Annotated in this window: 8 protein-coding genes; 4 read left to right on the top strand and 4 right to left on the bottom strand. The window is 61.2% G+C overall.

What is annotated here, in order from left to right; all coding sequences use genetic code 11:
* Positions 1-304 precede the first annotated feature (304 nt).
* Positions 305-2893: an MMPL family transporter gene (locus AB7813_RS10395; RefSeq protein WP_439064413.1), complete on the top strand. Its 2589-nt coding sequence runs from the start codon at positions 305-307 to the stop codon at positions 2891-2893.
* On the opposite strand, the gene AB7813_RS10390 is transcribed toward AB7813_RS10395, so the two are convergent.
* Positions 2883-3590, bottom strand: coding sequence for a DUF2147 domain-containing protein (locus tag AB7813_RS10390; RefSeq protein WP_439064661.1), 708 nt, complete (start codon positions 3588-3590; stop codon positions 2883-2885). The two genes, AB7813_RS10395 and AB7813_RS10390, sit on opposite strands and share 11 nt — an antisense overlap.
* Positions 3591-3689: 99 nt before the next feature.
* On the opposite strand from AB7813_RS10390, the gene hpnO reads away from it, so the two are divergent.
* Positions 3690-5081, top strand: a complete 1392-nt coding sequence (gene hpnO, locus AB7813_RS10385) for an aminobacteriohopanetriol synthase HpnO (RefSeq protein WP_439064412.1) — start codon at positions 3690-3692, stop codon at positions 5079-5081.
* A gap of 3 nt (positions 5082-5084) precedes the next feature.
* Here hpnO and AB7813_RS10380 read toward each other — a convergent pair whose 3' ends face one another.
* Positions 5085-6704: a GMC family oxidoreductase gene (locus AB7813_RS10380; protein ID WP_439064411.1), complete on the bottom strand. Its 1620-nt coding sequence runs from the start codon at positions 6702-6704 to the stop codon at positions 5085-5087.
* 165 nt (positions 6705-6869) lie between these two features.
* Here AB7813_RS10380 and AB7813_RS10375 point away from each other — a divergent pair, with 165 nt between their 5' ends.
* Both AB7813_RS10375 and AB7813_RS10370 read left to right on the top strand, forming a co-directional pair.
* On the top strand, positions 6870-8042 hold the full coding sequence (locus tag AB7813_RS10375; protein ID WP_093756520.1) for a M20 aminoacylase family protein: 1173 nt from the start codon (positions 6870-6872) through the stop codon (positions 8040-8042).
* Between the two features lie 113 nt (positions 8043-8155).
* A complete protein-coding gene (locus AB7813_RS10370; protein WP_089265675.1) occupies positions 8156-8653 on the top strand; it encodes a YciE/YciF ferroxidase family protein in 498 nt (165 codons plus the stop codon).
* Positions 8654-8854: 201 nt separating this feature from the next.
* Here AB7813_RS10370 and gcvP read toward each other — a convergent pair whose 3' ends face one another.
* Together gcvP and gcvH are read right to left on the bottom strand one after the other, a co-directional pair.
* A complete protein-coding gene (gene gcvP, locus AB7813_RS10365) occupies positions 8855-11719 on the bottom strand; it encodes an aminomethyl-transferring glycine dehydrogenase (protein ID WP_439064410.1) in 2865 nt (954 codons plus the stop codon).
* Between the two features lie 62 nt (positions 11720-11781).
* Positions 11782-12147: a glycine cleavage system protein GcvH gene (gene gcvH, locus AB7813_RS10360; protein WP_439064409.1), complete on the bottom strand. Its 366-nt coding sequence runs from the start codon at positions 12145-12147 to the stop codon at positions 11782-11784.
* Between the last annotated feature and the right edge of the window lie 9 nt (positions 12148-12156).

Genomic DNA, 12156 nt, shown 5'->3' with positions numbered 1-12156 from the left:
TTCTGTGTGACAAAAATCACTCAGTATGCAATCACGAACCGAAAACGTGGTTTGCGACGACTGGCCGGGTTGCGGTAATATCTTGCGGTTGCGCCACAAGAACCTGAAAACTCTCACTTGTTCGTCACTTTACGGCGCGACGAGGCGTCGCTAACACGGCCGTTGCTACGGTGATCAGCACGTTTTATGCCATCCCATCACATTGCTGAAAGCAAAGCGCATCCAATGCGAAAGTAATGGTTTGCGGAACCCTCACTCGTGAACCGCATTCTTTGCGAGCCTCGTCCAAATAGAAAGAAAAAGCGTGCTGACAAGAGTTGTCGTCTCGATCGTGAACTTCTGCACCCGGTTTGCCCTGCCGGTGGTGCTCGTTTGTGTGCTTCTTTCGATTGGCGCGAGCTATTACACAGCGAAGAATTTCTCGATCAATACAGACATCAACAAGCTGATCTCGCCCAATCTCGATTGGCGTCAGCGCGACATTGCCTTCGACAAGGCCTTCGACCAGGAGCGCCTGATCATCGCGGTGGTTGAGGCGCCCACGCCTGAATTCGCCAATGCTGCAGCCAATGCGATGGAAGCGAAGCTGGTGACCAACAAGACGGATTTCGACTCGGTTCGCCGATTGGATGGCGGAGCGTTCTTCGAGAAAAACGGCTTGCTGTTCCTGCCGACCAAGGAAGTTGTGCAACTGACGGGCCAGTTCCAGCAAGCCGCTCCCTTGATTGAAATCATGGCCGGCGATCCCAGTCTGCGCGGTCTCACCGGCGCGCTGGAGACCGGCCTCACCGGCATTCGCCGCGGGCAGCTTCAGCTCGACGCTGCAGCGCCGACCTTCAACGCCGTTTCGCAAACCATCGAGGACGTGCTGAAAAACGGCAAGGGCACCTTCTCATGGCGCGGGCTGGTCAGCGACAAGCCTCTGACGGATGGCGACAAGCGCGGCTTCATCGAAATCAAGCCTATCCTCGACTTCAACGCGCTTGAGCCCGGCAAGACCGCGACAGATGCGATCCGGCAGGCTGCCATCGACCTGAACATCGCTGGCGAATACGGCGCCCGCGTGCGGTTGACCGGCCCGGTCCCCATCGCAAACGAGGAATTCTCCACCGTGCAGGATGGAGCCATCGTCAACGGGATCGGTACGGTTTTGATCGTGCTGGTCATCCTCTGGATGGCGCTGCACTCGGCCAAGATCATCGTTGCCGTGTTCGCAACTCTGTTCGTCGGCCTCGTCACAACGACCGCCGTCGGTCTTATGATGGTTGGCTCGCTGAATCTGCTGTCGATTGCATTTGCCGTGTTGTTCGTCGGCCTCGGCGTCGACTTCGGCATTCAGTTCAGCGTGCGTTACCGCTCCGAGCGCTACAAGAATGACAACCTGCCGCTGGCTTTGACGAAGGCCGCCGAATATTGTGCCGTGCCCCTGTCGCTCGCCGCTTTCGCAACGGCTGCCGGTTTTCTGTCGTTCCTTCCGACCGATTACAAAGGCGTGTCCGAACTCGGCAAGATCGCCGGCGCCGGCATGATGATAGCGTTCCTGACCAGCATCACCGTTCTGCCGGCATTGCTCGACCTTTTGAATCCCGCGGGCGAAAAGGAGCCCGTCGGTTATGCGTTCCTGGCGCCTGTCGACCGTTTCCTGGAAGAGAAGCGTTTCTGGATTATCGGCATCACACTGGCGCTCACGATCGCCGGTCTGCCGTTGCTCTACTTCCTGAAGTTCGACTTCAATCCGATCAACCTGCGCAATCCGAATGTCGAGTCGATCGCGACCTTCCTCGATCTGCGCAAGGATCCGAACACCGGCGCCAATGCCGTCAATATCATGGCGCCAAACGAGGCCGCTGCGAAGCAGGTCGAAGAACGTCTCTCTAAGGTCCCGGAAGTGGCTCGTACGATTTCGCTCGGCAGCTTCGTGCCTGAGGATCAGCCCGCCAAGCTAAAGGCGATCCAGGAGGGTGCGAAGATTCTCGAGCCGGCTTTGAACCCTGAGTCGATCGACAAGGCGCCAACCGATGCGGAAAATGTCACCTCTCTGAAGGACTCCGCGGCGAGCCTGCGCAAACTTGCGGGAACGCAGACCAGTCCCGGCGCTGTCGCCGCGAAGCGTCTGGCGGATGCATTGGCCAAGACCGCTGATGCTAGCCAGCCTGTGCGCGATCAGGTGCAGGCGACCTTTGTGGTGCCGCTCAAGCTTGCGTTGGGGCAGTTGCGTAATCTGATGCAGGCGAGCCCGATCAGTTTGCAGACCTTGCCAGCCGAATTGGTGAATTCGTGGAAGACCAAGGATGGCCAGATCCGCGTCGAGGCGCAGCCCAACGGCGATCCGAACGATAACGACACGTTGCGCAAGTTCGCCGATGCCGTGCTGAAGTCCGAGCCGCTCGCCGTCGGTGGTCCGATCTCGATCCTGAAGTCGGGCGACACCATTGTCACCGCCTTCATTCATGCGGGCATCTGGGCGCTCCTTTCGATCTCGTTGTTGCTGTGGCTGGCTTTGCGGCGCATCAGCGACGTGTTGCTGACGATCGTGCCCTTGCTGGTGGCGGGAACGGTCACGCTGGAGATCTGTGTGCTGATCGGCTTGCCGCTGAACTTCGCCAACATCATCGCGCTGCCGCTGCTGCTCGGCGTCGGCGTGGCGTTCAAGATATACTATGTGACGGCGTGGCGGGCAGGCTACAAGAACCTGCTGCAGTCATCACTGACACGCGCGATTTTCTTTAGCGCGCTGACGACTGCCACGGCGTTTGGCAGCCTGTGGCTGTCGAACCATCCGGGCACCGCGAGCATGGGTAAACTGCTCGCGATGTCCTTTGTCGTGACGCTGGCGGCCGTGCTGCTATTCCAGCCGGCTCTCATGGGTAAGCCGCGCGAGACTAGTGAGTGACCTTGTTGATCTCGGGCAGCAGGCAGATATCGCCGATATCGGCTGGCTGTCCCGGCACTGTTGCCGCAGCGGTTTTTTGACCGGCAGGAGCCGTGGCCTTGGGTGTGCCGGCCGCAGGAGCCGGTGCAGCCTTGGGTGCAGCAGCAACTGTCGGAGTAGTAGCTGGGGCCATCTTGCCACCGGTGGCAGCGCCCGCCTTGGGCAGGGCGCCCTTGGCGGTGAGGTTCGAGGGGCTCGATGGAATCGACGGGCCTACGCGCGTCCAGGTCTGACCGCCGCACAGGAAACCGAGGACGCATCCTTCGATTTCAAGTTCGTCAGCTGTATCACCGAGCTTGATCGTCGATTTATAGAATTTTCCGTCCTTGGCATTGTAAACCTGACCCGCCCACTTGTCGTTTGCGGCATTCTTTTTCATGTCCAGCAATGTCACGATGCCCAGAGTGGGGCGCGCCTTCTTGGTGGCATCGGGATTGTTCTTGTCGATCCCGCCGGGGGTCTTTTCCCAGGCTACGGCCCCCCACATGCTGCCACCGCATTCAGCAACACGAATATGCGCGACGCCGTCCTCGACCTTCCAATCGCCGGTCGGATCAGCTGCAAATGCGGGAGCCAGCCCTGCCGAAAACAAGCCTGCCGAAAAAAGGATTCCGCAATATGTAAGAGTACGCGTAGTAATGCGTGGGCGCTGCAACATGTTTAGACCTATGCTTAAGTAGCGGTTCTCGGCGAAGTCAAATCGCCGCATTTACGGTTTTCAGTTGACGAAGCGACCATCAACCGACGTATGTAACTCATGGTATATCCGAATCTAGACGTTTCCGAGATGTTTGTTGAACGGGAGGCGCAGCGTAGCTCGATGCATACGCGCCATCTTAATGAACAGCTCGTTCGAGTCCTCAAGACCATCGGATATGACGTTGGCTTTCAGCGAGGCACCGGCCAGTATTTGTTCGACCGGGACGGCGCCCGTTATCTCGATCTACTGAGCGGATTTGGCGTTTTTGCGATTGGCCGGAACCATCCGGTGATGCGGAATGCGCTCAAAAGCGTGCTCGACGCCGACATGCCCAATTTGGTGCAAATGGATGTTTCCACACTCGCAGGTATTCTCTCAGAGAAGCTGCTGGAAAACGTCCCCTATATGGACAAGGTGTTTTTCGCGAACTCGGGCGCGGAAACCGTCGAGGCGGCTATCAAATTTGCTCGCAATGCGACCGGCCGCGACGGGATCGTATATTGCGATCACGCCTATCACGGACTGACCTATGGCGCGCTGTCGCTGACCGACGACACCAATTTCCGCACCGGCTTCGGCCCGCTGCTCTCGGGCTGCACCACGGTGCCATTCAACGACCTCGAAGCGCTGGAGAAGGCGCTGTCGTCCAAGCAGGTTGCCGGCTTCATCGTCGAACCGATCCAGGGCAAAGGCGTCAACCTGCCCACCGACGAATTCCTGTCGGGCGCCGCTGCGCTGTGCCGCAAATACGGCACGCTGTTCATCGCCGATGAAATCCAGACCGGCCTCGGACGCACCGGAAAATTTCTGGCGATCGAGCACTGGAATGTCGAGCCCGACATGATCCTTCTCGCAAAAGCCTTGTCGGGAGGTCATGTTCCTGTTGGCGCACTGCTGACGCGAAAAAGCATCTTCGACAAGATCTTCAACCGGATGGATCGCTCGCTGGTCCATGGTTCGACCTTCGGCAAGAACGATCTGGCGATGGCCGCCGGTATCGCCACGCTGGAAATCATGAAGCATGAGAAGCTGGTCGAGAACGCGGCTAAGCGCGGTGCCGAATTGCGGCTCGCTCTGCAGAACATGATTCCCGAATTCGAGCTTCTGAAGGAAGTGCGCGGCAAAGGTCTCATGATCGGTGTCGAATTCGGCCCGCCGAAGTCGCTGCGCCTCAAGGCATCATGGAACATCCTGGAGTCGGCCAGCAAAGGCCTGTTCTGCCAGTTGATCACCGTACCGCTGTTCAAGGAGCAGAAGATTCTGACTCAGGTCTCCGGCCACGGCAGTCACACCATCAAGCTGCTGCCGCCGCTGGTGGTCACCGAGGACGACGGAAAGTGGATCGAGAACTCGTTCCGTACCGTGATCGCCGATAGCCATAAGGTTCCTGGTGCGATCTGGTCGCTCGGCAAGACGCTGGTCGACAACGCCGTGCGGAAGTCAGCTTAAACCCTACCGTCCATCCGCCACGATCATCGACGCGCCTTTTTCCGCGATCATCGCGGTCGGCGTGTTTGTATTGCCCGACGTGATCGTTGGCATGACCGAGGCGTCCACGACGCGCAATCCGGCGATCCCGTAGAAGCGCAGCCGCTCGTCCACCACGGCCATCGGGTCCGAGGCTGTGCCCATTTTCGCGGTCCCGACAGGATGGAAGATGGTGGTGCCGATATCGCCGGCGGCCTTGGCCAGCGACGCCGCATCGTCGCCAACCGATGGCCCCGGCAGATATTCTTCGGGATGATAGGCGGCGAGCGCCTGCTGCTTCATCAACCTGCGTGTCACGCGGATCGCATCGGCAGCAACCTGACGGTCGTCGTCCGTCGAGAGGTAGTGAGGGGCGATGGCCGGGGCGTCATCGGGCTTCGCCGAGCGCAGTTTGATTTCGCCGCGCGATGTGGGCTGCAGATTGCAGGCAGCAATGGTGATCGCCGGAAAGCGATGTAGCGGATCGCCGAATTTGTCGAGCGAGAGCGGCTGCACGTGAAACTGGATGTTGGCGCGTTCGCGATGGGCATCGGAGCGCGTGAAGATGCCAAGCTGCGATGGCGCCATGGTCAACGGTCCGCGGCGGCGAAGCGCGTAATCGACGCCCATCCAGCCACGGCGGAACAGATTGTAGTAGGTCTCGTTCAGCGTGCGCACGCCGGAGACCTTGTAAATCGCGCGCTGCTGCAGGTGGTCCTGCAGGTTACGACCGACGCCCTGACGATCGAGTGTGATGTCGACACCAGCGGCGGACAGCCACTCCGCGGGCCCGATGCCGGAGCGCTGCAACAGATGCGGTGAGCCAACCGCGCCAGCACACAGGACGACTTCACCCCTGGCGCGTGCCTCGATCTCCTGGCCGTTCTGGGTGAAGCGCACGCCGACGGCGCGGCCGTTTTCGACGATCAGGCGATCGACCATCACTTTGGTTTCAAGCCGCAGGTTCGGGCGGCTCAATGCCGGTTTGAGAAAGCCACGCGCCGACGACCAGCGGCGGCCGCGCTTCTGGTTGACGTGAAAATAGCCGATGCCTTCATTGTCGCCGGTGTTGAAATCGGCGGTCTTGCGAATGCCCATTTCGGCCGCTGCATCGCCGACGGCGTCGAGTACTTTCCACGACAGCCGCGGCTCTTCGATACGCCAACCGCCACCCGCGCCGTGATGTTCACTAGCGCCGAGGAAATGATCTTCCAATGTCTTGAACGCCGGGAGGACATCGTCATAGCCCCAACCATTGAGGCCGAGCTGTCGCCAGTGGTCGTAGTCGGCCGCCTGGCCGCGCATCGAGATCATGGCATTGATCGCGGAGGAGCCACCGATCACCTTGCCGCGCGGATAGGCCAGCGCGCGGCCATTGAGGCCGGGCTCCGGCTCGGTGCGAAACATCCAGTCGGAGCGGGGGTTGCCGATGGCAAAGAGGTAGCCGACCGGAATGTGAAACCAGATCCAGTTGTCGTTGCCGCCGGCCTCCAGGATGAGGACGCGCTTGGCGGGATCTGCCGAGAGTCGATTGGCGACGATGCAACCGGCGGTACCTGCACCAACCACGATATAATCGAAATCACCCTCGAGCCGTGTCGTCATCGTTTCCCTGCCGCATCCGTTTCACGGTCTCACCTGCCGTGCCGAAAGGGATTAACGAGGCGGCGGGCGTCTGTACAGCGTGTGATGGGGCCGGTGGGGTGGGCCGTTGGCACGCGACATGCTAGACAAGGATATCGCCGTTCCACCGCATCGAGACCTTGACCCATGCCCATCATCAATCGTGTCGCCGATCTGCAACCGGAAATCATGGCCTGGCGCCGTGACCTGCATGCCCATCCCGAGCTGATGTATGACGTGCACCGGACCGCGGGCTTCGTGGCGGAACGACTGAAGGAGTTCGGTTGCGACGAAGTTGTGACGGGCCTGGGACGAACGGGTGTCGTGGGCGTCATCAGGGGCCGCAAGCCGGCCTCGGGCGAGCACAAGGTGATCGGGCTGCGCGCCGACATGGACGCGCTGCCCATCGAGGAAGAGACCAATCTGCCTTACGCCTCGAAGACCCCGGGCAAGATGCATGCCTGCGGTCACGATGGTCACACGTCCATGCTGCTGGGAGCGGCGCAATATCTCGCGGAGACCCGCAATTTCGCCGGCGATGCCGTCGTCATCTTCCAGCCGGCCGAAGAGGGCGGTGCGGGCGCTGCGGCGATGATCAAGGACGGCTTGATGGACCGTTTCAAGATCGATCAGGTCTATGGCATGCACAACAATCCCGGCATGCCCGTCGGCTCCTTCGCGCTGCGTCCGGGCCCGATCATGGCGGCGATGGACCGCATCTCGATCCAGATCGAGGGCAAGGGCGGCCATGCCGCCTATCCGCACAAGACCATCGATTCCGTGCTGGTCGGCTCGCAGCTCGTGATGGCGCTGCAGACGATCGTTTCCCGTACCGTCAATCCCCTGGAATCCGCGGTGCTGTCGATCTGTGAATTCCATGCCGGGCATGCCAGCAACGTCATCCCGGCGACCGCTGAACTGCGCGGCACCGTGCGAACGTTGAACGCCGAAGTGCGCGATCTCATGGAGAAGCGCATGAACGAGGTGGTCAACGGCGTCGCGCTGCAGACCGGCGCGAAGATCGTGCTCGACTATGACCGCGGCTATCCCGTGGTGGTCAACCATCGCGCCGAGACCGACATGGCGGTGCGCGTCGCCAGCGAAATATCCGGGGCCGAGAAGGTCAATATCGACATGCCGCCGGTGATGGGCGCCGAAGACTTCGCCTATATGCTGGAAGCGCGCCCCGGCGCCTTCATCTTCTGCGGAAACGGCGACAGCGCCGGGCTGCACCACCCCGCCTATAATTTCAACGACGACGCCATCGTTTACGGCACGTCCTATTGGGTGAAGCTGGTGGAGACCACGCTGGCGGCCTGACAGCGGGCGTCCACGCAATGATTTTTAATAGCTGCGTCACAACCTCAGGAACAAGACACAACAGGTGACGTTGAGCCGCGGGAAACAACCCCTGGCTTAACGGAGTGCGCGTCATGGCGACTAAGGACAAAGACCTCAATGACCTCTTTCTCGATACGCTCAAGGATATCTACTTCGCGGAAAAGCAGATCCTGAAGGCCCTGCCGAAGATGGCCAAGGCCGCAACATCAGACAAATTGCGCGCCGCTTTCGAAAAGCATCACGACGAAACCGAAGGCCAGGTCGAGCGCCTGGAACAGATATTCGAGCTGCTCGACAAACCCGCCCGCGGCAAGACCTGCGACGCCATCCTGGGTATCCTCGACGAAGGCAAGGAGATCATGGACGAGTACAAGGGGACGAGTTCGCTCGATGCCGGCCTGCTTGCTGCGGCACAGGCCGTCGAACACTATGAGATCTCGCGCTATGGCACCTTGAAGGCCTGGGCCACGGAACTCGGCATGAAGGACGCGGTGCGGCTGCTCGACGAGACGCTCAATCAGGAAAAGAAGACCGATGAGTCATTGTCGGTGCTGGCGAAATCGGCAGTCAATCTGGCTGCTGCGGCGTAGACTAATTTGCATCGGTGGCGCTTGCTTAACCTCTCCTCGCTCTGCGCGGGGAGAGGTCGCCACGTCTTCGCGGCGGGTGAGGGGCATGGCAAGGTGCTCACCTCGACTACACAATTTGCGGATCGCAAGAGCCCCTCACCCCAGCCCTCTCCCCGCAAGAGCGGGGCGAGGGTGCTCGAGGCCGTCGCTTGGCGTTGAACTTTACTCTGCGGCCTGTGCGTAGTCTTCCATCGGCGGACACGAACAGACGAGGTTGCGATCACCATAGACGTTGTCGACGCGGCCGACCGGGCACCAGTATTTGTCGGTGCGTGAGGTCCCAGCCGGGAAGCAGCCTTCGGCGCGTGTATAAGCGCGCTTCCAGTCGTCATCCGCGATATCGTGCACCGTATGCGGTGCATGACGCAGCGGCGACGCCTCGACGTTCCAGCGGCCGCTCTCGATATCCGCGATCTCCTTGCGGATCGCGATCATCGCCTCACAGAACCGATCGAGTTCGAGTTTCGATTCCGATTCCGTCGGCTCGATCATCAGCGTCCCCACGACAGGAAAGCTCATGGTCGGTGCGTGGAAACCGTAGTCGATCAGGCGCTTAGCGATATCGTCGACGGTAACGCCGGCAGACGTCTTGAATGCGCGTGGATCGATGATGCATTCATGCGCCACGCGACCCTTTTCGTTGCGATACAGCACCGGGAAGTGCGGATGCAGCCGGGTGGCAATGTAGTTCGCATTGAGGATCGCAAGCTCGGTGGCCGAGGTGAGACCCGCGCCGCCCATCATCAGGATGTAGATATAGGAGATCGTCAGGATCGACGCCGAGCCATAGGGCGCGGCCGACACCGGACCCACCGGCACATCGCCGTTGGCCGAGGGATGACCCGGCAAATAGGGCGCCAGGTGCGCCTTGACGCCGATCGGGCCCATGCCGGGCCCGCCGCCGCCATGCGGGATGCAGAAGGTCTTGTGCAGGTTGAGATGGCTGACATCAGCGCCGTAATCGCCGGGCCGCGACAGGCCGACCTGCGCGTTCATATTGGCGCCGTCGAGATAGACCTGACCGCCATTGGCGTGGACGATCTCGCATATCTCGCGGATATGTTCCTCGAACACGCCGTGGGTCGACGGATAGGTGATCATGATTGCCGCGAGATTGGCGGCATGCTTCTCCGCCTTGACGCGAAGGTCGTTGACGTCGACGTCACCGCGCTTGTCGCAGGCGACGACAACCACATCCATATTGACCATGCTGGCCGACGCAGGGTTGGTGCCGTGCGCCGATGACGGGATCAGGCAGATATTGCGATGGCTGTCGCCGCGCGCCGCGTGATAGGCGCGGATCGCGAGCAGGCCGGCATATTCGCCCTGCGCGCCGGAATTGGGCTGCAGCGATACAGCGTCGTAGCCAGTGATGTCGCACAGCCACTTTTCCAGTGTCGCGAAAAGCTGGTGATAGCCGGCGGCCTGTTCGCGGGGCACGAATGGATGCAGCGAGCCCCAGGCGGGCCAGGTCAACGGCATCATCTCGGTGGTGGCGTTCAGCTTCATGGTGCAGGAGCCGAGCGGGATCATCGCGCGGTCGAGCGCCAGATCGCGATCCGAGAGCTTCCGCATGTAACGCAGGAGTTCGGTCTCGGAGCGATGGCTGTGGAAGACGGGATGGGTGAGGAAGGCCGAGCTGCGCTTCAGCGAGGCGGGCAGGGCGTCGCTGACGCCATGCTCGACGTCTGAATAGCCAAGCTTGCCGCCGAAGGCGCGCCAGATGGCTTCCACAGTCTCCGGCGTCGTGGTCTCGTCGAGCGCGATGCCGATGGTGCCGTCACCGATGCGCAGGTTGATCTTCTCGGCCTGGGCTGCGGCAATGATGCCGTCGCGCTTGTCGCCGACGGTCACGGTCAGCGTATCGAAGAACGCTTCGCTCTCCGGCGCGAAACCGAGCTTCTTCAGGCCGGCGGCCAGCACCAGTGTGCGGCGATGGACCGTGCGGGCGATGTGCTTGAGACCTTCGGGGCCGTGATAGACCGCATACATCGAGGCGATGACGGCGAGCAGCACCTGCGCGGTGCAGATATTCGACGTCGCCTTCTCCCGGCGGATATGCTGTTCGCGGGTCTGCAGCGCGAGGCGATAGGCGGGCTCGCCGCGGGAATCGATGGAGAGGCCGACGAGACGGCCCGGGATCGAGCGCTTGATCGCGTCGCGCACCGACATGTAGCCGGCATGCGGACCGCCATAGCCCATCGGCACGCCGAAGCGCTGCGCCGAGCCGATCGCGATGTCCGCGCCGAGTTCGCCCGGCGAGGCCAAAAGCGTCAGCGCCAGTAGGTCGGCGGCGACGACGGCGAGCGCGCCCTTCGCTTTAAGGGCGGCGATGGCCGGCTTGAAATCGCGCACGATGCCCGTCGTGCCGGGATATTGCAGGATCGCGCCGAACACATCGGCCTTGTCGAGGTCAGTGAGCGGATTGCCGATCTGAAGCTTCCAGCCGAGCGGCTCGGCGCGGGTGCGCAGCACCGCGAGGGTCTGCGGATGAACTTCATGATCGACGAAGAAGGTTTTGGTCTGAACGTTTGAGGCGCGCTCGGCCAGCGCCATGGCTTCCGCAGCAGCGGTCGCTTCATCGAGCAGCGATGCATTGGCGACGTCGAGACCGGTGAGATCGCAGATCATGGTCTGGAAGTTGAACAGCGCCTCGAGTCGGCCCTGACTGATCTCCGGCTGATACGGCGTATAGGCCGTGTACCAGGCCGGGTTCTCCAGGATATTGCGCTGGATCACCGTCGGGAGAACCGTGCCGGAATAGCCCTGGCCGATCAGCGACGTGAACACCGCGTTCTTGGCCGCCATCTCGGTCATATGCGCCAGCGCCTCGGTTTCGCTGAGCGCGCGGCCGAGATCGAGCGGCGTCTTCTGGCGAATCGAGGCAGGGAGCGTCTCGCCCATCAGTGCGGACAGGCTTTTCGCGCCGACCGCTTCAAGCATCACACGAATATCGGCTTGCGAAGGGCCGATATGGCGGCGGACGAAATCGGTGGCGACGTCGCCGGAAGATTTGTTCAGGGTCATCTGTTGTTCCTCGAACGAATTTCAGAAGCTCGTCATGGCCAGGCTTGTCCCGGGCATGACGACTAGGCGGTGTGGGCTTTGTAGGCGTCGGCATCCATCAGGCCATCAAGCTCGCTCTTGTCGGCGAGTTTGAGCTTAAAGAACCACGCCTTGCCGTCGGCATCGGAATTCACCAGCGCAGGCTCGGCGGCGAGCGCGTCGTTGATCTCGACGACCTCGCCGGTGATCGGCGCATAGACGTCGGAGGCGGCCTTGACCGATTCGACCACGGCGGCGGCTTCGGCCTTCTTCAGTGCGCGGCCGACTTTGGGCAGTTCGACGAACACGACGTCGCCGAGCTGCGACTGTGCGTAATCGGTGATGCCGACAGTGACGACGTCGCCGTCAATCAGGAGCCATTCGTGGTCTTCGGTGTACAGGGTGGTCATGGATCAGTT

The sequence above is a fragment of the Tardiphaga sp. 20_F10_N6_6 genome (assembly GCF_052076045.1).
GTDB classification, from domain to species: domain Bacteria; phylum Pseudomonadota; class Alphaproteobacteria; order Rhizobiales; family Xanthobacteraceae; genus Tardiphaga; species Tardiphaga robiniae.
This window is presented reverse-complemented; position numbering and strand designations above follow the sequence as displayed.